The sequence below is a fragment of the Paenibacillus sp. W4I10 genome (assembly GCF_030816325.1).
GTDB classification, from domain to species: Bacteria; Bacillota; Bacilli; order Paenibacillales; family Paenibacillaceae; genus Paenibacillus; species Paenibacillus amylolyticus_B.
In genome coordinates, this window is sequence record NZ_JAUSXX010000001.1 from 31,742 (window position 1) to 55,562 (window position 23,821).

Annotated in this window: 16 protein-coding genes and 2 pseudogenes; 13 read left to right on the plus strand and 5 right to left on the minus strand. The window is 46.3% G+C overall.

Annotated elements, in window-relative coordinates:
- Window positions 1-41 precede the first annotated feature (41 nt).
- Complete coding sequence (locus QF049_RS00145) at window positions 42-1,676, plus strand: DUF1593 domain-containing protein (protein ID WP_307533975.1); 1,635 nt, start codon at window positions 42-44, stop codon at window positions 1,674-1,676.
- Between the two features lie 85 nt (window positions 1,677-1,761).
- Here the strand turns inward: QF049_RS00145 and QF049_RS00150 are convergent, their stop codons facing one another.
- Entirely contained in the window at window positions 1,762-2,325 is a 564-nt protein-coding gene (locus tag QF049_RS00150; protein ID WP_307533977.1) for a TetR/AcrR family transcriptional regulator, read from the minus strand.
- Window positions 2,318-3,532 carry an MFS transporter gene (locus QF049_RS00155; RefSeq protein WP_307533979.1) on the minus strand — a complete coding sequence of 405 codons (1,215 nt, stop codon included), beginning with the start codon at window positions 3,530-3,532 and terminating at the stop codon, window positions 2,318-2,320. Before QF049_RS00155 ends, QF049_RS00150 begins: the two co-directional genes overlap by 8 nt.
- Window positions 3,533-3,735: 203 nt before the next feature.
- Here QF049_RS00155 and QF049_RS00160 point away from each other — a divergent pair.
- Window positions 3,736-4,137 (plus strand): annotated as a pseudogene (locus QF049_RS00160) (GGDEF domain-containing protein); the annotation flags it as partial.
- A 129-nt stretch (window positions 4,138-4,266) separates the two neighbouring features.
- On the opposite strand, the gene QF049_RS00165 reads toward QF049_RS00160, so the two are convergent.
- Window positions 4,267-5,754: a right-handed parallel beta-helix repeat-containing protein gene (locus tag QF049_RS00165; protein WP_307533981.1), complete on the minus strand. Its 1,488-nt coding sequence runs from the start codon at window positions 5,752-5,754 to the stop codon at window positions 4,267-4,269.
- A gap of 103 nt (window positions 5,755-5,857) precedes the next feature.
- Here QF049_RS00165 and QF049_RS00170 point away from each other — a divergent pair, with 103 nt between their 5' ends.
- On the plus strand, window positions 5,858-6,514 hold the full coding sequence (locus QF049_RS00170) for a DUF2625 family protein (protein ID WP_307533983.1): 657 nt from the start codon (window positions 5,858-5,860) through the stop codon (window positions 6,512-6,514).
- A 155-nt stretch (window positions 6,515-6,669) separates the two neighbouring features.
- Here the strand turns inward: QF049_RS00170 and QF049_RS00175 are convergent, their stop codons facing one another.
- The gene (locus QF049_RS00175) at window positions 6,670-8,010 is read right to left on the minus strand and encodes an MFS transporter (protein WP_307533986.1); all 1,341 of its coding nucleotides are present in this window, start codon (window positions 8,008-8,010) and stop codon (window positions 6,670-6,672) included.
- Between the two features lie 285 nt (window positions 8,011-8,295).
- Here QF049_RS00175 and QF049_RS00180 point away from each other — a divergent pair, with 285 nt between their 5' ends.
- Window positions 8,296-8,679, plus strand: coding sequence for a VOC family protein (locus QF049_RS00180; protein ID WP_307533988.1), 384 nt, complete (start codon window positions 8,296-8,298; stop codon window positions 8,677-8,679).
- Window positions 8,680-8,743: 64 nt separating this feature from the next.
- Here the strand turns inward: QF049_RS00180 and QF049_RS00185 are convergent, their stop codons facing one another.
- Window positions 8,744-11,395, minus strand: a complete 2,652-nt coding sequence (locus tag QF049_RS00185; protein WP_074096008.1) for a cation-translocating P-type ATPase — start codon at window positions 11,393-11,395, stop codon at window positions 8,744-8,746.
- Between the two features lie 310 nt (window positions 11,396-11,705).
- Between QF049_RS00185 and hcp the strand changes: the two are divergent.
- The 9 genes and pseudogenes from hcp (at window position 11,706) to QF049_RS00230 (ending at window position 23,774) form a co-directional block, all read left to right on the plus strand.
- Window positions 11,706-12,999 (plus strand): annotated as a pseudogene (gene hcp, locus QF049_RS00190) (hydroxylamine reductase).
- 256 nt (window positions 13,000-13,255) lie between these two features.
- The gene (locus QF049_RS00195; RefSeq protein ID WP_307533991.1) at window positions 13,256-14,644 is read left to right on the plus strand and encodes a PTS transporter subunit EIIC; all 1,389 of its coding nucleotides are present in this window, start codon (window positions 13,256-13,258) and stop codon (window positions 14,642-14,644) included.
- Between the two features lie 250 nt (window positions 14,645-14,894).
- On the plus strand, window positions 14,895-16,520 hold the full coding sequence (locus tag QF049_RS00200; protein WP_307533993.1) for a helix-turn-helix domain-containing protein: 1,626 nt from the start codon (window positions 14,895-14,897) through the stop codon (window positions 16,518-16,520).
- 102 nt (window positions 16,521-16,622) lie between these two features.
- Window positions 16,623-17,639 (plus strand): ABC transporter substrate-binding protein, encoded by a 1,017-nt coding sequence (locus QF049_RS00205; protein WP_307533995.1) that lies wholly within the window; start codon window positions 16,623-16,625, stop codon window positions 17,637-17,639.
- Window positions 17,640-17,645: 6 nt separating this feature from the next.
- A complete protein-coding gene (locus QF049_RS00210; protein ID WP_307543026.1) occupies window positions 17,646-18,665 on the plus strand; it encodes an NAD(P)/FAD-dependent oxidoreductase in 1,020 nt (339 codons plus the stop codon).
- A gap of 252 nt (window positions 18,666-18,917) precedes the next feature.
- Entirely contained in the window at window positions 18,918-19,697 is a 780-nt protein-coding gene (locus QF049_RS00215; protein ID WP_307533998.1) for a collagen-like domain-containing protein, read from the plus strand.
- Between the two features lie 305 nt (window positions 19,698-20,002).
- The gene (locus tag QF049_RS00220; protein ID WP_307534000.1) at window positions 20,003-20,545 is read left to right on the plus strand and encodes a CueP family metal-binding protein; all 543 of its coding nucleotides are present in this window, start codon (window positions 20,003-20,005) and stop codon (window positions 20,543-20,545) included.
- 182 nt (window positions 20,546-20,727) lie between these two features.
- Complete coding sequence (locus tag QF049_RS00225; protein WP_307534002.1) at window positions 20,728-21,729, plus strand: ABC transporter substrate-binding protein; 1,002 nt, start codon at window positions 20,728-20,730, stop codon at window positions 21,727-21,729.
- Window positions 21,726-23,774, plus strand: coding sequence for an iron ABC transporter permease (locus QF049_RS00230; protein ID WP_307534004.1), 2,049 nt, complete (start codon window positions 21,726-21,728; stop codon window positions 23,772-23,774). The genes QF049_RS00225 and QF049_RS00230 overlap by 4 nt, the downstream gene beginning before the upstream one ends.
- Window positions 23,775-23,821: the final 47 nt, after the last annotated feature.

Sequence of the window (23,821 nt, forward strand, 5' to 3'; positions counted from 1 at the left end):
ACCCAACTAACATCACGCTGTACAGAAGAAAGGGGAGCATTATGAACAAGAGAAAATGGTTAAACGGTTTTGCCGCAGGTTGTCTCAGTATCATCCTGGTGATCAGTGGATGCGCATCCAAAGTGCCACAAACCGCGAGTGACACACCGAATCAGCCGACAGAACAGACAGAGAATGAAACCCAGAAACCTGCAAACAACCAAGCTGCCAAAGGTAGAACAGTGATTACAACCGACGGTGAAGTGGATGATATGAACTCCGTCATTCGTTTCCTCTTATATTCGAATGAGATGGACCTTGCCGGAATTGTACTGACCAGCTCGGTGTATCATTATGCTGGAGACGAGGAAGCGGGGATCCAACCGTTCCGCTGGACAGGCACACAGTGGGTGTACGACATGATCGATGCCTATGGGGAGATTTACCCGAACTTGTCCAAACATGCGGATGGGTACCCGGAGCCGGAACAGCTTCGAGCGATGACGAAGATCGGTAATATTTCCGATAAAGGGGAGATGGAGAAGGAAACCGAAGGTTCCGAGTTCCTCGAAACTCTTTTCCTCGACGATGACTCCCGAGACCTGATTGTTCAGACATGGGGTGGTACCAATACCACAGCCCGAGCGCTGAAATCGATTGAGGAACAGTACAAAGACACGGCTGAGTGGGAGACGATCCGCAAAAAAGTCAGCGACAAACTGGTCCTGTATATCATTCTGGATCAGGATGACAGTTACAACGAATACATTGCGAAGAATTGGCCGGATATCCGCATTCTCAACGACCAATCGAACTTCTGGCATTTTGCCTATGCATGGAAGATGCATGCCGAAGAAGTGAACAGTAAGCTTCATGGCGACTGGATGGTCAAGAATACTCTGAACGGACATGGCAAGCTGATGGATATGTATGCATCGATGGGTGACGGTAAAATGATCGAAGGCGAACTGGCCGAAGAACAACGGGGAAGCGCTGAATATCTCAAGAACAATCCACAATATGACAAGTACGATTTTATATCCGAGGGTGATTCTCCATCCTTCTTTTACCTGATCGATAATGGGCTGCGCAGTATGGAAAATCCTTCCTACGGCGGTTGGGGTGGACGCTTTGGCGTTGTGAACGACAAGCTGTTTAGAAACAATGTGCTTGATTACGATCCATACACCAAACGATATGAAGCCGAATACTCTCTGATGAGATGGTTTGACGATATTCAGGATGATTTTGCAGCTCGTGCAGACTGGGCAGTTGCAGACACTTACGAAGGTGCCAACCATAACCCCTCTTTAACGATTAAGGAAGGGGTGGATCTAAGTGTTAGTCCTGGGGAGGAAGTTACTCTTCACGCGGAGGGTAAAGACCCGGATGGAGATCAACTGACGTATACGTGGTGGAGATATTTCGAAGCGGACACGTATGAGGATTCCAAAGTAACACCGAACAAAGTTCAGCCGGAAATGGCGGGAGACTTGTTACTTGGCTTGCATCGTGAACTTGCCAAGGATGAGCAGGTGGATACGATAAAATTGCAGGGCAGTGACACCGAAGCGGTGACATTTACCGTTCCTGACGATGCCCAATCGGGCGATACCATTCATATCGTTGCCGAAGTACAGGATGATGGAGAGCATCAGTTGAAGCATTATCAACGTGTGATCCTAACTGTGAAATAGAGAAATAGAGGGGCTGTCCCAAAAGTCATCAACATGGCTGGTGGGACGCCCCTCTTATTTGTGTAGTCTCATCGTAATCAATTGGTTAGCGCTGGATACCTGACCAGAAGACATTCCAGGTGATCGCCAAAGCTTGTTCATAGGATTGTCGTGTCTCATACACGAGCTGTACATCCAATCCATCCATCACGGTGACAAAAGCTACGGTGGCTTCTTCCGGACTCAGGCGTATATCGGAATGTCTGGTAAATACGGCTGCCAGCTCTTCCTTTAGTGTCCCGAGGTACGTTCGATATTGGGCCAGCACAAAATCATGCACCTCCAGCGGTGTGATAAAGGACAGGATATACATAAAAGCAACGTTTGGATGAGTCAGAAAGCGATTTTTGTGTTCATGCAAAAAGGAATATAGCTGCTGATCCAGAGTTTGGGTAACAGACTCACTGAAAAATTGGCGTACAAACTGTTGTTCCTCCTGCACAACTTCCTCATATAACTCCAGCAATAACGCTTTTTTGGATGAATAATGATAAGCCAGGGATTGCTTGCGAATGCCTGCCTCTTCGGCAATCTGCGCCATCTTGGTCCCCTCGTAACCCAGACGATTAAAATGTTGAATGGCAATTTCCTTGATTCGTTTTTTACTCAATGTCTACCTCCAGTTGGCGAGCTGTATACCTCTGCTGTTTTTGGGAGTATACCAAATATAACAAGATATATACCACAAAAATGCCTATAGAGACAGCATACACCACCGTATAGGAAAATGCAGAAGCCACCACGCCCAGGATCAACGAACCACCACCAATTCCGAGGTCGAAAAAATTAAAGAAGGAAGCCATCGCATTTTCATGCTCATGTTCTTCTACAAGATTCACACACCAGGTCTGAATGGCCGGGAATATGGCACCAAAACCAAAGCCGTATAATGCGCCGGCGATCAGGAATTGCACATCAGTCTGGGCGATAATCAGAACTAGTAGTCCCGCGATTGCAAACACGGCAGAAGGTAACAACACGGAACCTGGTCCCCATCGATCAAACATTTTCCCCGAGAACAGTCGAACGGCGAAGCTGGCGATGGCAACGATGAAGAAAAACCAGGCTATATTCTCGAATCCTCTTTCGGCAGCAAATAAAGCCACAAAGGACATGATTGAACCAGCTGCAATACCAACAAGCATAATGAGAAGGGAAGGGAAGAGTACCTTCTTTTCAATCAGTTTCACCGAAGGTACATGAGTTTGCATGGACTCGCTACGAACTCCTGTCTTCGGTTTTCTGGATACAAACACTGTCATCAGGAGAGCTAACAGCAAAATACACATGCCACCCATAAACAGGCTCTGGTAGTCGTACCTAAACAACAAACTTGTTCCAATTAATGGACCGATGGATATGGCGACCGTCTCCCCTACGCCGAAATACCCCATACCTTCTCCCCGGCGATCTCTTGGTATGTTTTCAGTGGCAATCGTTGCAAAATATGTCGTTGCCAAACCAAATCCGAATCCGTGGATCACTCGAAACACAAGAATCATCCAAATACCTGACGATAGGTAGTATGCGCCTGTCATTAATGCACAGATAGTGATGCCGATAATCAACAGATATTTTTTATCTATTCGAGCTGCCAAAACAGAAGTGAAGGGTCGAATCAAGATGGCAGAGAACATAAATACGCCGGTAACAAGCCCAATTTGGGAGGCTTCGCCACCAAGACTTGAAACAAACAAAGGCAAGGTGGGAAGCAACATTTCAAATGCCATAAACAATAATGCGTTGGCTAACATGATAAATAGGAATGATCTTCCCCAGAGTTGCTGAGGTGTAGAGCTATGTGTTGAAGTACTCATGGTTTTCCTCCGTAATGTTGATCTCTGTCGCGCGACATGTTGAACTGATTTTACCTGACGATAGTCAGATTGTAAAGCGCATATTCAGAACAGGGGTTCATGATTTTTTGGTGGACGAGAGAAGTTATTAATAATTTTTAATTCATATCCCAACATTTTCCGGTATAATAATCAGATAAAATGATTCATTCCGTGAGAAACAACGTTATTTCTCCCTTCTGGTGGTAGACATTGATCATTTCAAAAGCATTAATGATACGTACGGACATCCGATCGGAGATCTGGTGCTCGGCAATCTGGCAGGGCTGCTGCAATCGGTGTCGCGAAGTACGGATGTGGTTGCACGTTACGGCGGGGAGGAATTTGTTATCATTCTTCCAGATTGTGAAGAGGAGCAGGCGATTGGTATCGCAGAACGATATCGTTCACAGGTTGCTTCAGCCGACTGGGGTGAATATAACATTACGGTGAGTATCGGTGCGGCCACTGTAGTAGAGGAAGATACGGAAAAGTCCTTGTTCCAAAAAGCGGACAACGCCCTGTATGCCTCCAAAACTGGAGGACGAAACCGGGTGACACATGCAGCTCAGATGGTAAGAAGTTAAGAATGCTTTGCATCAAAAGAAAGCAAAAAGGAGCCTGCGCATGATGAGGGAGATGATCCCACATGCACAGGCTCCTTTTATTTGTGTGAAACAGATTGACTAAGTTGAGATGGCAGACTCAGGGTTGATTTATCGCGGAGCAAGGTAACCATACGCCTTAGCCGGAGAATTCGCCTGAGGACGAAAATCTTCGTTGGGTTCATCCATAAATGCCGGGTTCACATATCTGGAGTGTGAATCATTGCCAGATCCCTTGATGTAGGCAGCGATGCCGGAGTAGGCTTTATTTTTCCAAACCCACAGGGCGTCTTCCTGCTCTCCTGGTGAATAATAGACATTATGGTCAAACACATTGCCGGTATTGCTAGTATATTCGTTGTATATTAGTACTTCCGAGCTGCCTGATACGAGAATGTTACGCATGAACGTATTGTTCTTTGTCCGTGACTGCATGAATAACTGTCCATTGCCTGCATTCAGGGTATCATTCCCCACAAGCGTGTTATACATAATCTTGCTATCCTCGGTAGCTCCTCGTTCCTCGTCATAACCTCCCATGGCAATACCCGTCAATCTGTTGGAATAAATCAGGTTATCACGAACGGTAATGTTGCTGGTCGAACGTCCGGCATGTTCCGAGGCAATCTCAATTCCGATGTCGCTCCGATATACCTGGTTCTGGTCGATGATATGATCTTTCCCGCCATCTACATAGATGCCACCGGCCGAGTTGGTATCATTGGGCAGGTCTGTACCGTAGGAGGGATTGTTATTGGACGTAATATCGTATACTTCGTTGCCTCGTACAATGCCGTTACGAGCCTGATCGTACGTGTCGTCCTCGGACGTACCCTCGTACCCGATCAGATCAATACCAATATTGTCGGAATCATGGATAATATTGTCCTGTATGGCAAAGGTATCGACATTACCGTTGACTGCAAGTGATTCGCTGGAACCAAGTGTAAGATCATACAATTCATTATCCTTGATGATGATATCGCGTAATGCTTTAGGGTGCTCTGTGCCATATATGGCAATACCGTGGGCATCCCTGCCCCGCAAATCGGGACCTTCAGGAGTTGCGTAACTAGCGATCGCGTGTATGGTGTTGTCTAACAGCTGAATATGCTCACCTGCTCCGTGGACATAGATCCCGGTTGGAACTTGGCCCCCAAGTGTGGTTGTAAAATTACGAATTTCGAGATTCTGAATCGTGATATAACTGGCATTTTCAATTTCAATTAACCCTTCAATGCCCCGAACAGATAAACCTTTACCATCAATGATAACCTGCTCCTGAGGATAACTTGAAAATAGAGTTGGATTAGCGGAAGAATTACCACTTCTGGTGATTTTGACTTTCTGATGATAGACACCTTCACGCAAATAGATCATGCTTCCTGGCGAAGCATGGTCGGCTGCGTGCTGCAATGTTTTCCAAGGAGATTGAATGGTTCCTTTATTCGAGTCGTTTCCTTGGGGTGATATGTAATGGATGACCTGGGGATCAGACTTTTGAACAGAAACGGGTTCCTTCATGGCAGATGTATGATTCTGACAACCGGATACGAGCACCATCAGAATCGGAATCATAAGTATAACTACGCGAATCAAATCGTTTTCCCCCTTGAATTTAGCTTTGAAGATAGATTATAGCAGATTTGAACGGGTTAATAACCCATGATATGCTCTTATAAAATCAGCGAGGAGACTGCTCATGAATACATTAACGATAGCTGAATTAGTAGATCGGGAGAATCACGCATGGGAAGAACTTAAGGAACTCCTGGATAGTGGGCAAAATACATATGTGTATGTTCCAGCAAAACAAGAGGCTGGTGAGGATACCCTCTATCGTCTACAAATAAGCACCAAATCCTATTTGGGGGCTGTTGCTTATGAGACAGAAGGTATTGTACTGGACCATGGCTGGATCACGCTGCTTGGTGCGGGTGGTGACAGTACATCTGGGAGTCTCACCAGTTGGAATGGGGTGAGTGAGCAACCTTGGGTAGATGTGCTGGAGGGTATGATGGTCGTTGCATATGATGCGGCAGGCGGTTTCTTCGGACTGGATACAGGGAAGTATGGCCGTACGGGACACATTTATTATTTTGCACCGGATACACTCGAATGGGAATCGACAGAACTGGCATATTCAGGTTTCATCAACTGGCTGGCGAATGGGGATCTGGGGCAGTTCTATCAGACCTTTCGCTGGAAAGGCTGGCAAGAGAATATGTCTCAGCTACAGACAGGTCAAGTATTCGCGTATTACCCACCACTTTGGACGCAGGAAGGTGGCGGCGAGAGCAGCAGTAAAGCCCCAATTAGCATAATGGAGGCCTGGAAGTTTGCACTGGACGGTAAATAGTTGGCATGCTGCTGTAGGATGAAATCAGGAAAGTAACCGGTAAGTTCAAGTTCATTGAGTGATCCACTTTTAAAAAAAACGGCATTTCTGTTCCAAACTAAAAAAGGCTCGCGCTTGGCGCAAGCCTTTTTGTTTTGAACTTTAAACATCAATTATCAATTGTCCAATGTAACCGATTTAATGCCTGAGCGTGAAGCTCTGCTATGCCAGACGGTCAGCCCGAGTGAAACAACGCAGACGAACAACAGACAAGCATACACCACATGATAAGCTTCCTCGACCGAGACTCCCGGAATGCTGTGTAGCAGCAGCCCACACACAGCTACAGACACCGAACCACCGAAGAACTGAATCAATTGTAACATGCCCATACCGGAACCTATCTGGGCTTTGGGCAGCACTCGTGACGCTTCATTATTCAGTGAAGCCATGGAGGCTGACAGTGCCGGTGAGAAAAAGAGATAACCACTGGTAATGATCAGGGCGGATTGATCCAGTTCGAGCATGAATAAAGCAAGTACCGCTGCGAGCAGGGTGTGTCCGATGATCATAAATCGCATATTGCCATAACGGTCGATCCAGCGTCCAACGAAACGGGTGCAGAATGCTGCAACGATTGCCCCAGGAGCAATCAGCAAACCAATGGCGAGCGAAGAGCGTCCATATAGATCAGCAAGCACAAGTGGCATCAAAAACAGATTGCCCAGATTCACGACCAGTACGCAAAAACCGATAAGGATTAACCGGGTGTATCCTGGCGTTCGGAATACTTGTGGATTCACAAACGGAAGACTCGCTTTCCGAATATACAAGAGGTGTGCAATAAGCGAGATAACGCCGATGGTAAACCAGAACCAGGATTGCTGGGTGATCGCGACGAGAAGTGTAGTGGCATTTATGACGGTTAATATGGCACCAATAACATCGAACGGCTGATCTGTTTTGACGGATTCACGGGGGAGAAAATAAAGCAATACAGGCAGGGCGAGCAGGACAAGCACGGTTATGGCAAAAAGTCCGTTCCAGCCCCAGTACTCGCTAATGAGTCCGCCGACAATGGGGCCAAGTCCAAAAGCCATGGCGCTACCTGATGAGATCAGTGCGATGGCAGCTCCGCGTCGTTCCACCGGGATGTAACGACTTGCAATGACGAGCCCGAGCCCGGCCATCACCCCGGCACCCGCGGATTGTAGTATGCGTGTAAGTAACAAGATCGCGAAGTTATGCGCAAACAACCCCAGCAATGAAGATAACCCGAGGATCAGGAGCCCAACCGTTAACAGTTTGCGTACCGGGATACGGTCTGACAATCGACTGTAAATCACCGTCGACAGGGCGTAACCAATCGAATAACTTGAGATGACCCAAGACCCCAGGTCCGAGGTGATTTGAAGATCATGAATAATGACTGGCAAAGAAACATTGAACATGGTGGTATTCATCACAACGATAAACAGACAGCATGTCCAGAGTGGCATGACAATTTTATCTTTCACGGTACCATTCCTGTCTTGGGTATGAATATGAATTCGGTTAGAATCTTTAATAGATATTTGATGAAAAGCAATATATTATTCTACACTCTATTATGTCATATGGCAATAATATCATATTGATTCGTTCGAATGTGATGAGCATAGCAAGATATTATTAATAAACAATAGACGGATTTCCTGAATTTAACTAAAATGATCATTGAACATACATAAGCAGATGGATCAGCGGTTAGGTAACTAGATATGTAAGTAATTAGCATGTTGAAAATGAAGGAGATTATACCCATGACTCATGCATTATTAATGTCCCACAGCGTATTTCCGACTCTGGATATGAAGCGCACCGCGCAGTTTTATGAAGAAAAGATGGGCTTTCGAGTCGTCGAATATCTTGATGCCAAGGAACCTCATGTATGTCTTTATCGTGATCTTACCGAGATTATTTTGACCCAAAGCAATGGACAAAAGGTCATTCCCAACAGAGAATTATATGGTTATGGATATGACGCATATTTTATTACCCAGAACCAGGAGAAGCTTCAGCAGGAATTGATCAACGCAGATGTGAAAATCGTACGTGCCCTCAATCATACAGACTACAATAACAAGGAGTTTGTGATCGAGGATATCGATGGAAGATGGATCGCTTTTGGCATCAAACAGGGGTGATTTAGATACATAAACAGGCGCTCCGATCACGGGCGCCTGTTTGTGTATGTTACATCTGCAGATCTTATGCCGCAGTAACTTGTTTGCCGCGATTGCGAATCCACTTGATGACATCCATCAGTATGACGGCAGCAAGAGCAAGTCCGCCTGCAATCAGGAACTCATTCCAGCCGAATGTATCCGGGATAGCGAAGACGCCGCGAACACCTGGAATCAGTGTGATTGCATAGAGACAGAGACATACCAGAATGGAGCCAAGCACGAATTTATTGGTCATAAAGCCCACCTGGAAGATGGTTTGTGTGTTGGAACGTGCTGCAAATGTTTGCAGACTGCGTGCCAGAATCAGGGTTGTGAATGCCATAGCTACACTGATTTCCTCCGAGATGCCAAGTCCGATATATTGGGACACGATAACAGCTGCACCAATCAGGACACCACGTGTAATCACAGCTTGCAGGGTTCCACCTGCGAAGATGCCTTCGTTAATGTCACGTGGTTTACGCCGCATGACATCTGGCTCAGGTTTCTCTGTACCCAAAGCAATGGCAGGCAGGGAGTCGTTCACCAGGTTGATGAACAGCAGCTGAAGGGCCGTAAACGGATTAACCCAGCCGACGATCAAGGCAAACAAAATGGCGATAATGGCACCGAGGTTACCGGCGAACAGGTATGCGATGGCTTTTTTGATATTATCAAATACCATCCGCCCAACACTGACCGCATTCACGATGGAGACAAAGTTATCATCCGTCAGAATCATGGCAGCCGCATCCTTAGCGACATCTGTTCCGCTACCCATCGCTACGCCGATGTCGGCTTGTTTCAGCGCAGGTGCGTCATTAACTCCATCTCCCGTCATGGCTGCCACTTTGCCTTTACGCTGCCATGCACGCACAATCCGGATTTTGTTCTCAGGTGATACTCTGGCGTATACCGAGATGTGTTCGAGTTGTTGATCCAGCTCTTCATCAGACATTTTGTCCAGTTCGGCTCCGGTAATGGCGAGATCATCCGGTTCAGCAAGGCCGATATCCACACCGATCGCCTGAGCCGTCGTTTTGTGATCTCCGGTGATCATGATGGTGCGAATGCCCGCTTTTTTGGACTCTTCAATAGAACCGTATACCGCTTCACGCGGTGGGTCAATCATCGCTGTCAGGCCAACAAGTGTCAGATCATGCTCGTCATCAATGGTGACCTGGTTTTTATCATCGAATTTTTTGTACGCGTAGGCCAGCACACGGAAGGCACGTTTGGAGAAGGCCTCATTTTTTTCTTCAAACTGTGTGCGAATCTCGGGTGTGAGGGGCTGAACCTCACCGTTGATAAATACATGACTACAGCGACTGAACAGCACATCCGGTCCACCTTTGGTCAGCAAAGCCGTCTGTCCCTCGAAGGTATGCACCGTACTCATGAGTTTTCGATCCGAGTCAAAAGGAAGCTCAGCTTCACGCGGGAACTGGTCACGGATTTCATTGTAATCCTTATTCACCCGGTTGCTGAAGGCAATGAGGGCCACTTCGGTGGGGTCACCCAGTTCCTTGCCTTCCTGGTTAATATTCGAATCATTGCAGAGCACTGCAATATGTAACAAACGTCGTTCCTCTTCCGACCACTGATCGGGATCATCGGGGAATTCGTCCTTGGTGCCATGGGGAATGTAATAATCAACGACAGTCATCTTATTCTGAGTTAGTGTTCCTGTTTTATCCGTACAGATGATACTGGCAGAGCCGAGCGCCTCAACAGCAGGCAGTCTGCGAATGATCGCATGTTGTTTGGCCATCTTATTCGTTCCGAGTGACAATACGATCGTCACAATGGAGGATAACGCCTCGGGAATGGCAGCAACCGCAACAGCTACGGCAAACATCAGTGCATTTACGATGGAAGGCCCGATATTCTCCGTACCTTCGGTCAACCATACACGACCGGCTTCAATGCCAAAGATGAGAATCGACAAGCCCAGGATGAAAAAGCCCAGTTTTTTGCTGAATGATTCCAACTTGCGCTGTAATGGGGTGTTCTTGGCTTCGGCATTTTCAATCAGTTCGGCAATTTTGCCGATTTCGGTTTTGAGAGCTGTACCTGTAATGACAAGCATGCCCCGTCCATATACGACCAGTGAGCCACTGAAGGCCATATTACGACGATCTCCAATAGGAGCTTCATCCGGGATGGTATCGGCGTGTTTCTCCGCAGCTTCGGACTCTCCGGTCAACATGCCTTCGTTGATTTTCAGACTTCCTGATTCCAGGATACGGCCGTCTGCCGGGACATAATCACCTGCATCCAGCATAACAATATCACCGGGAACGAGTTCCCTCGCTGGAATGGTTTTTTTCTGCCCGTCACGAATGACCTTGGCTTCGGGTGCAGACATTTGTTTCAGCGCGTCGAGCGAGCTTTCGGCTTTTTTGGTCTGCACTACACTGATCACCGCATTGAGCAAAATAACCAGGAATATGATCAACGATTCAATCAGATGTCCAAGTACAACCTGTACCGCGGCTGCAATCAGCAGCACGATGACCATCGGATCTTTGAAATTTTCGAGAAACAGTTTCCAGACTGGTGTTGCATCTTTACCTTTTAACTCGTTATATCCTTCCGTTTCAAGTCTCTTGGCAGCTTCGGAGGTTGTGAGCCCCTTGGAGGAACTCTGTACATCCTGAAGGGTTTCCTCCGCACTGTGTCTGTAATGTTGCAATTGACCAGCTCCTTGAATATTAGATTTCTCTGTGTATTACCCTTACGGGCAAAATCTAGAATCGTTTCATTCCCATATTTTTTTAAGATTATGGATTTATACGTTTTTAGCTGTACACAGTATTTTTCATAATGATCCGAGATATGCCTTTTTTTGAATGTTATTATTTCCAGTTTGGATGATAGTCTCAGAGAACCATATATAGATGTTGGATCAGAAACTGTGTGCACCATCACACTAGCTCATATCAGGGTCTGTTACGCTATTACATAACGAACTGCGTTTAATCTAAGTTTGGAGGGGAAACCATATGTTTTGTTATCAGTGCGAACAGACGCCGAGTGGCGGGTGTACTGTGGTAGGGGTATGCGGCAAAAACGAAACAATCGCAAGTTTGCAGGATACGATGATTTTTGCGTTAAAAGGCATCGCTGCCTATGCAACACATGCACGCCAGTTGGGATATCATGATCCTGAGGTGGATCGAATTACACATGAGGCATTATATATGACATTAACGAACTCAAATTTTAATGTACAGGAACATCTGGATATGGCGATGAAGGTAGGTAATGCAGCAATCCGCATTATGGACGTGCTGGATCGTGCGCACACGGACCGCTTTGGTGTACCGCAACCGATTACGGTTAGTCAGAATCAGATCGAAGGACAGTGCATCGTGGTGACGGGACATAATCTGTATGCATTGGAGGAGTTGCTTCGTCAAACTGAAGGGAAAGGAATTAACATCTATACGCACTCGGAAATGTTGCCTGCGCACGGTTATCCGGCGCTGAAGAAATATGCCCATCTCAAGGGTAATATCGGTAAAGCATGGTACGATCAGCGCAGACTGTTTGAAACAATTCCCGGGTGCTATTCTTGCAACAACCAACTGTGTCATGCCGATCAAAGGCACATATGCAGACCGCTTTTTCTCTTACGAAGTGGCGGGTCTGGAGGGGGTTGCCAAGATTATGGATGATGACTTCTCACCGCTGATTGAACGTGCATTGTCACTGCCTGCGGCTAATGTACAATCGGAGCAAGTCTTAACGACAGGATATCATCATGAGACCGTGATTGGGCTTGCGCCCGAGATTATTCAAGCGGTGAAAGACGGTCATATTCGTCGATTCTTCGTTATTGCCGGTTGTGATGCGCCAGGCAAAGGTGGCAACTACTATCGTGAACTCGCGACATCCTTACCGAATGATACTGTAATTCTGACGACATCCTGTGGTAAGTTCCGCTTCAATGATGTGGATTATGGTACGGTTGGAGACACGGGGATACCGCGTTATATCGATCTGGGTCAATGCAACAATTCCGGTTCAACGGTGAAAATTGCAATGGCTTTGGCGGATGCTTTTGGCTGTACTGTAAACGAGTTACCTGTCAGCATTGTGCTGTCCTGGTTTGAGCAAAAAGCAGTTGCGATCCTGCTTGGCCTGTTCAGCCTCGGCATTCAGGACATTCGCATTGGACCAAAACCGCCTGAGTTTATATCGGAAGGTGTCTTGGATGTACTCGTGGATATGTTTGGTCTGAAGTTAATTACAACAGCAGAAGAAGATATGAACGCGATGTTGGCACTGTCATAGGATGAGGATGTATATTTACATGAAGAGTATGACTCATAAGTACAGATGGATAAGAGCCTACATAAGAGTAGGCTTTTTTGCTTTTTTGACCTTCATAGGTCCATATACCTTGTATAAATAAACATGCAATGTAAGGAAAATTAGTTTTATTATCCTATTGAAGTTTTTTCATGGAAATGTGTATATAGATAGAGGCATATTAGATCGAACACATCACAAAACACGGTTTTACCGTAACATGAGGAGATTGTACATAATGTATGACACACAGATTGAAGATTGGTTGAAACTCGCAGGTGGCAAGGAGAACATCAAGCTCGTAGAACGCGATAAGGGTACAACGACGCTGGTACTGAAGGACAGTACCCAATTGAACATGTCGGTTCTGGCCTCCACAGATTATGTGGCAGATATTCGGGTAACGGGTGAGCAGTGCCATCTGGCAGTAAAGGATGAATCTTCCGTGATCTACAATGCGTTACTGGGTATGGACGCCTGGGATTCGACAGGGACAGCGTTGCAGAAAGCGGGACACGTGAAGAAAAACAGATTCTCGATCTTACATTTTGTTTCCGATGTGTTCAGACCCTTGATGCCTGCAATTCTCGGAGCCGCTGTTATTAAAATTCTGCTCGCTATTATTGCGTTAATGGATACGTATAGTTCTGCGGATTCTTCTGCACTAATGGACAGCCAGACCTTTACGATATTTAAGATCATTGGAGACAGTGTTGTTTATCTACTGCCTGTATTGGTAGCAATCAGCACAGCGTATCGGTTGAAGAGCAATATCTATGTTGCTGCATCCATCGGCGGATTGATGTTCTATCCGGAGATGACCATGTTGATGTCAGGTGAGCAAGAGGTTCATTTCCTGGGCTTGCCACTTGTGTCCCAGCCCGCTTTTTACTCCACGGCCATCTGGGTTATTCTAACGATCTGTGCAGCGTCCTACCTGGAAAAAGTCGTTGAACGATGGAGTCCGAAATTTTCCAAAGGGATTGTTGCCCCTTTCCTGACGTTGCTGATTCTTGTACCACTAGTATTAATGATACTTGGTCCAGTTGGCACCTGGATCGACGAATATCTGCCGGAGGCATTGGATTCACTGGTAGCTAATGCTCCAGTGTTGACGGTGATGTTGCTGGGAGCACTCTTCTCCCTGATGTTAATTACAGGATTACACTACTGGTTACTTGCCATCATCATTAATGAAATCGTCATGAATGGTTCTTCTGTGGTGATTGCTGCCATGTTAGTGGCGATTGTTGGACAAGCGGGGGCCGCGATTGCAAACGGAATTCGCTCGAAAGAGCCAGCATCCAGAAGACTTGCTTTCTGGGCAACGGGAACAGCCCTCCTTGGAGTCGTGGAACCTGCATTATATGCGGTCAATATGAGAAAGAGATCCTCTTTCTACGCGGCATTGCTGGGTGGAGCTGCGGGTGGACTATATTTCGGATTGTTATCTGTCAAGGCATTCGCTATGGTGGGGAATCTGGGCTTGACCAGCCTCCCGCTCTTCATTGAAGAGGGTAGCCTGAATCTGTTACACACCTTCATTGGTGTGGTGATTGCTTTTGTTGTGTCAGGTGGACTGACTTATTGGATGGCGGGAAAAGGACAGAAACCGGGACAGGGATGACCGAAAGCTATCATCAAGTAAAGCGTAGAAGGTAACAAAATAAACAATGCAAGCCAAACAAACAGAGTAAGTCTGTACCTATTGGTACGGGCTTTTCTGTTGTTTTTATCTGAATATTACAAGTATGAAATGTACAATAGCTGTCTACTATTTTATTCAGGCCATAGCTTGTTGTATATGGAGTTGTAGAGTATTTTGATATAGTGAAACCTATAAATCTGGATGATCAATCCCTCTGAAAGGATAACATATGTCTGACAACATGGAATGGATTGCTCAATGGAAGTCAACGAAGGCATTAACCAATGCATGGATAACGAAAGGCGAGCTTCATCACTTTTCGAGTCACACCTTGATATTTATTATTGATGGAAAAGCGATCTGGAATATAAATGGACATCGAGTTCACGTCTCCTTTGGAGAATTAATAGCGCTCGAAGAGAACTCCGTAATGGAGGTTATCGAAGGTGGCAATCTGGATCTGGCAGGATGGCATGTTCAGTTCGATACATATTCGGTCCTGCATGAGCGACGGGAAGCAGAGAAGTTCGAATGGCATTTACCGTCAGGAGAGGCGTATCAGAAGGTACAACTGTCGGGTGGAAGTCTGGCAAGTATCATTCAGGATTGGAGTGAAGAGGATACACAGGAACAAAGTGCAGTAGGAGTTGGGCATCAGCATTTGTTATATGAATTATTAAAAAATCTGTACCGGAAACAAGCGGACAACAAACAGAAGCCAGAGCACGGCATACTGCGCTCCATTGACTACATGCAGCAGCATTATGATCAGGTGATTACACGTATGCAGTTAGCTCAGATTGCCGGAATCAGTCCATGGCATTACTCCCGCAAATTTAGCGAGCGATATGGTAAGCCACCTCTGGATTATCTGGCCCACTACCGGATCTATCGTGCACAGGAAGAATTGATATTAACAGATGCAACCTCACAGGATATTGCCAAAAAATCTGGATTTGAAGATGCTCATTATTTTAGCCGACGCTTCAAACAGTTGACTGGCGTATCACCTAAGATATATAGGCAGACGATGACGCAGCGCAAGATCGTATCACTTTCTCCAATCTGTGCAGAAATTATGATTCATCTGGGTGTCATCCCCCATGCCGTAGTGGTCACCCCGATCCTGTTGTCGCCACATCACCATGAACAATTTACATCGTATGGAGTGCAGATGCTGGAGATTACACAATATGAGGTGGAGATAGAACTTGTTCGACAAGTTCAACCGGAGATGTTGATAGGAAACGTATTGACGGAAGAGGTTAAAAGGGAGCTGCGCACAATTGCACCGATTCTTACCGGACTTCATCAAGATGTAGAACCAATGCTCGATCAATTGGCAGTCTGGTTTCTCAAAGAAGAAGAGGCTTATAGACTGCATCAGCAGATGAAACACGAAGTCAGTGTAGCTAAGCGACAGTTGCAACCCATCATCCAATCCGAGGCCACAGTCATGTTGCTAAGGGTAGAAGCGTTTGGTTATCGATATCTGGGTGGGCATTCACACGGGGTATCACACTTGTTATATGAACAGCTTGGATTAACACTGCCGCAAGCACTTGATTCAGGTGCAGCTTGGTTTAATCCTTGTTCGCTGGACCTGCTCACACAAGCCAATCCCGATTATTTGTTTGTGGAGAAGCGGATCATGCAGCACTTCAGTGCTGAAGAAAATATGAGGAAACTATGGGAGAGTCCGCAATGGAATGACCTGAAGGCTGTGAAAAATAATCGGGTATTTTACGTAGATACTCACCTGTGGGTAGACGGTCAGGGAATTACGGGACACACTCTGATTCTCAATCAGATCATTCGCCATCTTACGGAACCTCTTCATGAGAGAGCACAATAATCCAACGGAATACGCACGATATGCTATGGAAGCAACACTTCTTATTTGATACCATTTGATAATAATTATCATTATCAATATACATAAGGGGCGAAGTATATCATGTCACGAAGATTTAAAGGGTTGGGCATCATGCTGTTGGTGATCAGTATGATGCTGGCGGCATGTTCCGGTGGAACTACTGAAGAGAACGCTACAGCTGGAACAGCAGGTGCTCCAACTGAAGGAGCAGCGAGTACTGCAGAAGAAACAGCGACTGAAAGTGGGACTAAGGTGGTGAAGGATCAGTTTGGAGAAGTAACGATTCCAACTCATCCTCAAAATCTGGTTGTGTTTGATTCGATCTATGCGGAGTATCTGATTGAAATGGGTGTTACACCCCAAATCGTTTTGTTAACTCCGGAGGTTGAAGCGGAATACCGCCCTGATTATTTGAAAGAACATGGGGTCCAGATCATTGAAGTCGAGCAATATCAATATAATTATGAGCAGTTACTTGCGTTGTCACCGGATATGATCCTTGCAGCTGGCGAAGGCATGGAACAGGGCATATATGATGAATTGTCCAAAATCGCTCCTACGGTGGCACTGGATGCCAACAGTGAAATGAAACGTGCTATGCCAAAGCTGGCTGCCATATTTGACAAGACCGAAGAATCTGACAAAGTACTGGCTGAATTCGATGAGAGAGCCTCACAAGCGAAAGAGAAAATCGCGGCAGCCCTGGGAGACAAGACCGTATTGGTTCTCCGGGTTGAGCACAATCGTTACCGTTTCATGGGTCCCAAAGGAGGAAGCAGCAGTGTTTTCTTCTATGATATCCTGGGTCTGAATAGTCCTGAAGCGATCAAAGACTCTACAGATTGGTTTAGCCAGTTCTCACTGGAATTCTTGCCTGAGATGAATCCGGATTATATTTTCCTGGAAGACAGAACCCTTGTAGGTTATGACACGAAGAAATCCATGGAAGATCTGAAAGCAAGCCAAGTGTGGTCGAATCTGGAGGCTGTGAAGAATGATCATGTCTTCCCGTTGAAGACAAGCCAATTCGTATCGGGTGTGGGTCCGATTGGATCTGTAAAATTGATGGACTATGTTGTTGAAAAGTTGGTGCCTTAAATGACGATGGAGACACAATTGGATATCTACGATATTACGATCATTGGTGGTGGACCAGCTGGCATGTATGCCTCATTTTATAGTGGTATGAGAGCCATGCGCACCAAGATCATCGAAGCCAAGCAGGAACTGGGTGGATTCATGCGTACGTACCCGGAGAAGCTGATCTGGGATGTGGGCGGGATTGATCCGATTCGCTGTGAGAAGCTGATTGAATCGCTGGAGAGACAAGCGAGAACGTTCGATCCAACGATTGTGTTTGGGCAGGAAATATCCGAGCTTGAACGACGTGAGGATGGTGTACTTGTACTCATTTCCAAAACAGGCGAGCGTCATTACACACGTACCATCCTGTTATGTGCAGGCAGAGGTATGACTCAGGTGCAAAAGCTGGATGTCGAGGGTGCCAATCGGTATGAGCTGACGAATCTGCACTATACCGTAACTGATCTATCTCGATTTGCAGGGAAGCGTGTTCTGATCTCGGGTGGCGGCGATTCCGCAGTCGATTGGGCGAATGAAATGGGCAAAATAGCAAGTGAAATTACGGTGGCACACAGACGTCATGAATTTACTGGACATGAGTCGCCTGTTGCCCAGATGAAAGCTCAATCCAACGTCATGACACCATATAGTATCTCTCGCTTATACGGTACAGGTGACAAAATCGATCGTGTTGAGTTGGCCCATGTAGAAACCGGTGAGACCACACATGTTGAGGTGGATGAGATCGTCGTAAGCCACGGGTATGATCGTGATTTTGGTAACCTGGTGCAATGGGGACTGGCGCGGGAAGATTACGGCGTATCCGTTGATCAGCGCATGCGTACCAACATCCCAGGCATATTCGGAGCAGGTGATTTCATCACCTATGGAAGCAAAGTCAGGCTGATCGCTGGTGCTTTTAACGATGCGGTGCTCGCAGTCAACAGTGCCAAGACGTATCTGGAACCTGCTGCTTCCGATATGGCAGGTGTATCCTCTCACAACGCCCGGTTTTATGAGAAAAACAAAGCACTATTGTAAAATAAGAAGAACCTGTGTGAAAGGGATAAGCATCGCAAAAGCCAGTCAAACCTCGAGAGTATCTCGTGTTCGACTGGCTTATTTATCTGCATTTTATATTGAAAATTGGTCTTTGCATTCATGTTATAGACTGGATTCATAGACCAATTTTCTCATTATGGGCACTAAAATTTTCTAATTTATAGTTAATAGTCTATGCCCCTCATGATGGATACACATAGTATGTGGAGAAATATCACGGAGGTGAGTTCAATGTTAAATCGTCATGGAAAACGCATTTGTAGACGTAAATTTAAACAAAGCATGCATTGTCGTGTTAAGGTTAAGGTGGTAAAGGTTAGACCTAAGGTTGTTGTTAATGCACCGCAAGGCGCTCAAGGAATTTCTGGACCAGTAGGACCGATAGGTCCAAAAGGGGCAACTGGCGCTCAAGGGATACCTGGGCCACAAGGACCGATAGGTCTCAAAGGAGCGACCGGTGCTCAAGGGATACCGGGACCACAAGGACTGCAAGGAATTCCGGGTATACAAGGGCCAGTCGGGCCAGCAGGCGCGCTCGGAGCAGTGGGTCCAGTAGGCCCAGTAGGCCCAGCAGGAGCAACAGGTCCGGCCGGTCCAGTTGGGGCTGGAATATCCGATTTCCTAAGTGTTTTCCGAGCAGATCCTGGCACAGGCACAGACACAGTACCTGGCAACTCACCAATAACTTTAACCGGGGTTTTGGCTAATGTTGGAGGTGCATTCACTTTTGTGCCGCCGTCCTCCACGATAACAATCAATGAAACAGGAAGTTACTTGATCTCTTTTAGCATTCATAATCAGGGCGATGCGGATTTCAACCTCACGGTAAATGGAACGCCCGTAACACCTGTGCCTTTCACAGGTAATGGAGGTGGACCTATCTCGGCTGAAGTAATTATTACAGTAACAACGGTTCCGACGACGATCCAGCTGGTAAATGCGAATGCAACTCCTGCACAGTTGCATAACAATCTAAATACCACTGTGACCATTCTAAAACTGACTCCTTAATTCCGATTCTCAATATAGTTTATGTTCGTAAAATATAAAAGTTTATGTGTTTTATCCAGTAAATAAGTCTATTTATTCAAAAGATAGATTAACGGAGGTGGAGAGTGGCGGGACGATGACGCTGAAGGTCATCGCCGCTACTCTCTCCGTTTCCAGAGCCCAGCCTACCATTCGAACTAATCAACTATGATGCGAAAAGATTCGTACCAATAATGTGATAATCTGGTGAATTGTTTGTTGTATAAGTCCATATTGCTTCGTTCTCCATTATACTTAATGAAAACGGACGAGGAGATGGACTCCAGATGAAAAAACAAATGTGGATCATTGCAAGTGTTGCAGTTGTGATTGTGATCGGAACCTATCTGTTTGCAAGCAATACAGGCAAGGAAGAGGCGGGTACAGCCAATGCGCCCAACATCCGAAAATTGGTGGAAGATATCAGCACAGGAAAAGAGACACCGGAATCTGCCTCCATCAATGCTAAACAGTTAATCGTAACCGATCAAGATAAAAAGACCACTACATACGATTTGCCTGAAAATGAATTTTTCCTTTCCATTGCACCCTATGTGGACCAGACGCATCCCTGTGCAATTCACAGCTTGACCGGTTGTCAGGGGGAAATGAGCAATAAGGAATTCAGCGTTACCATTCATGATTCCCAAGGCAACACTTTTATGAAAGATGAAGTGATGAAGTCTGGTACAAACGGATTTATGGATTTTTGGGTGCCTAGAGACAGAACCTATCTGATTCGTATTGTTCAAGATGGAAAGGTTGCAGAAACGCAATTGTCTACATACGAAAATGATAATACATGCATCACTACGATGCAGTTGAGTTAGTGCAACAGACAAGCACTAGAAGGGAAAGGATGGCCTTAGAGCTATCCCTTTCCTTTTTTATTGCATAAAAGAGTTGGAATAAGGTACTTTGCATTGACAAATATCCGTTCCTACGGCATAATCCAATAGTGATAATGATAATTGTTATCATATAAATACATACAAACAGGGGAGATACAGATATGAAAAAAGGATTAAACGGACTGTTGATTATGCTGGCCTTTGTGCTGGTTTTGGCGGGCTGTGGTAAAACCACGACTACAACAGATACAAGTCAAGGTAGTGACTCGGGTAGTGCTCCGGCTGAAGAGACAGCAGGTCCTGTTACCGTGAAGCATAAACGTGGAGAGCTTAAGCTGGACAAGCCAGCAGAACGTGTCGTTACGCTTGAATGGACATATACGGAAGATGTCGTTGCCCTGGGGGTTCAGCCAGTAGGTAATGCAGATAACGCTAACTATAAAGTGTGGGTAACATCCGAAGCAGCACTGGATGACAGTGTAACGGATATCGGAACACGCGGTGAGCCGAATCTGGAAGCTATTGCTGCATTGAAGCCGGATCTGATCATTGCTAACGCAGATAATAATAATGCGGTCTATGATCAGCTTAATGCTATTGCACCAACCATTGAATTCGATCCGTATGATGGCGATGGCTATAATTATGACAAAATGACAGAAATCTTTAATACCATTGCAACAGCTCTCGGTAAAGAAGACAAGGCTAAGCAAGTTCTTAGTGATCTCGATCAGCACTATGTAGAAGCCAAAGAAAAATTGGCTGCTGCGGGTAAAGAGAACTTCAACTTTGCACTGACACAAGCATTCACATATCAAAATGCAGTCAGCCTGCGTATGTTTACGGATAATTCGGTTGTTATCGGTACATTGGACAAAATTGGTCTGCTGAACGATTGGAAGCCGGATAAACTGGAAAACTACGGCTTCTCGACAGTAGGAATTGAGTCGTTGACCGCTGTTAAGGACAGTAACTTCATTTATATCACTCAACCAGACGATGACGTTTTTGGCACAGCCATGAAAGATAACTCGGTTTGGAACGGGCTGAACTTCGTGAAGGACAAACGCACCTATCAACTGGCTAGCACCACATGGACTTTTGGTGGACCGATCTCCTCCAAAGTATTGGTTGACGGTGTTGTTGAGGCGATTACCAAATGAGTTCGGTTCAAAGATCCAAGCCAACGATGAATTGGCGCACAATAAGCATATATGGGGGCGGTTTGACCGCTCTCATCGTGCTTTTTTTTGTAAGTCTAATTTATGGAGAGGCATCCATTCCTTTGCATGTCGTTTGGGATTCGCTCACAGGCAGACAGGATTCATTAGAGCATAATATGGTCTGGGATTTGCGGATGCCGCGTACGGTGATTGGTATTCTTGCAGGCGGTGCACTGGCTGTTGCAGGCGCTTTGCTTCAGACGATTACGCGTAATCCACTGGCTGCTTCGGATACGCTGGGCATTAATGCAGGAGCGTACTTTGTGGTGGTGTTGGGAGCTATCGCTTTTCCAGGTCTATTAAGTCAGTCGCCTTTTCTTTTCGCAGCACTGGGTGGTTTGCTGGCAGCATTTGCGGCTTATTTCATGGGCGGCGGACGAACATCAAGCCCGGTTCGACTTGCGTTGTCCGGTATGATTGTATCAATGGTGCTTGGTTCATTTACAAGTGCATTACATATTTTTTTCTCCATGGAGACACAAGGGTTGTTCCTTTGGGGCTCCGGAACACTTGTCCAGAATGACTGGAGTGGTGTGTTTTATGCTTTGCCTTGGGTGGTTGGTATTACCCTTCTCACGTTAATCCTGTCCAGACAGTGGGATATGCTGGAGCTGGATGAATCAACGGCTTCTTCCTTGGGACAAAAGGTTGGATTGGCTCGTGCAGTGGGGTTAATTCTTGCTGTATTGCTGGCCGCCGTGATTGTCAGTGTAATCGGACCGATTGGGTTCGTGGGACTGGTTGCACCTCATCTGGTTCGATTGAGTGGTGTACGTTCTAATCGATTACTTTTACCCGGTGTGTTCATATGGGGCGCAGCGCTCCTGGTTGGAGCAGATGTCCTCGCCAAGATGGTGCATAACTCCAGCATGGAACTGCCAACGGGTGCCGTTATGGCGATTATTGGTGCACCGTGGCTCATCTGGCTTGTTCTTACACGCATGAAGGCTGCGAACGGATCAGGCATGTCTACTTCAATGAGCACAGGAGGAGCTGCGCGTCGCTTTGCATTTGGCCCTATGGCTGTATTATTCTCAGTCATAACGGTCGTGCTTATCTTGCTCAGTACGATGTTTGGCGGTATGCGAATCCCGCTGGCCGATTGGTTACCAAGTCTGTTCCAATCGGATGGACTGTTCTCCGCGCTGATTCAGCTTCGGATTCCGCGTACTCTTGTTGCCGCAGGTGCAGGAGCTGCACTGGCAATTAGCGGTGTGCTCATTCAGATGGCGGTACGAAACCCGCTGGCAGATGCTTCAATTGTTGGTGTGTCCTCAGGTGCAGGGCTTGGAGCGATGATGGTCATCATTTTATGGCCGGGTCTTCCGATATATTTGCTGCCAATTGCGGCAATCATCGGTGCAGCCATTGCTGCAGTGGTTGTGTTCTCCCTCGCTTGGAAGAAAGGACTGAACCCTTCGGCGGTTGTATTGCTGGGGATTGCGATGTCTGCGATTGCTGGAGCAGGTATTCAGATTCTGATTGTCCGAGGTGCGGTATACGGTAGCAGCGGATATATCTGGTTGACAGGAAGCACCTATGCTCGTACCTGGGAACAGGTGAAGGTTATCGGATTATTTTTAGTTATTCTGGTACCGGTGGCTTGGTGGCTGGCACGCAGATTCGAACTGCTGGTATTTGACGACAATAGTGCATCCGGGCTTGGTCTCGGAGTACGTCGTACACGTTTATTAGCCATGACAGTTGGTGTATTACTTGCAGCAGGGGCGGTTGCTTGTGTAGGAACCGTTGGTTTTATCGGCCTGATTGCACCACATATGGTACGGCTACTGACGGGGAATAAGTTAAGACGATCCATGTTCCTATCCGCATTAGCGGGTGCAGTCATGCTGGTGCTCGCCGATACAATCGGCAGAACCGTCATGGCACCGACAGAGATTCCATCAGGCATACTCATTGCGATTATTGGAACACCGTACTTCCTGTATCTGATGTATCGTTCCAATTGGCGCAAGTCTGTATAAATCGTTGAAACAAAAAGCCTGCTCCCCGAGCAGGCTTTTTGCTGTCA

Bases quoted from the DNA above. Each gene is read 5' to 3' on its own strand.
- QF049_RS00180 (WP_307533988.1), top strand. From the start codon at position 8,296: ATGACTCATGCATTATTAATGTCCCACAGCGTATTTCCGACTCTGGAT.
- QF049_RS00195 (WP_307533991.1), top strand. From the start codon at position 13,256: ATGTATGACACACAGATTGAAGATTGGTTGAAACTCGCAGGTGGCAAG.
- QF049_RS00220 (WP_307534000.1), top strand. From the start codon at position 20,003: ATGAAAAAACAAATGTGGATCATTGCAAGTGTTGCAGTTGTGATTGTG.
- QF049_RS00230 (WP_307534004.1), top strand. From the start codon at position 21,726: ATGAGTTCGGTTCAAAGATCCAAGCCAACGATGAATTGGCGCACAATA.
- QF049_RS00170 (WP_307533983.1), top strand. From the start codon at position 5,858: ATGAATACATTAACGATAGCTGAATTAGTAGATCGGGAGAATCACGCA.
- QF049_RS00215 (WP_307533998.1), top strand. From the start codon at position 18,918: ATGTTAAATCGTCATGGAAAACGCATTTGTAGACGTAAATTTAAACAA.
- QF049_RS00205 (WP_307533995.1), top strand. From the start codon at position 16,623: ATGTCACGAAGATTTAAAGGGTTGGGCATCATGCTGTTGGTGATCAGT.
- QF049_RS00225 (WP_307534002.1), top strand. From the start codon at position 20,728: ATGAAAAAAGGATTAAACGGACTGTTGATTATGCTGGCCTTTGTGCTG.
- QF049_RS00200 (WP_307533993.1), top strand. From the start codon at position 14,895: ATGTCTGACAACATGGAATGGATTGCTCAATGGAAGTCAACGAAGGCA.
- QF049_RS00210 (WP_307543026.1), top strand. From the start codon at position 17,646: ATGGAGACACAATTGGATATCTACGATATTACGATCATTGGTGGTGGA.
- QF049_RS00155 (WP_307533979.1), bottom strand. From the start codon at position 3,532: ATGAGTACTTCAACACATAGCTCTACACCTCAGCAACTCTGGGGAAGA.
- QF049_RS00145 (WP_307533975.1), top strand. From the start codon at position 42: ATGAACAAGAGAAAATGGTTAAACGGTTTTGCCGCAGGTTGTCTCAGT.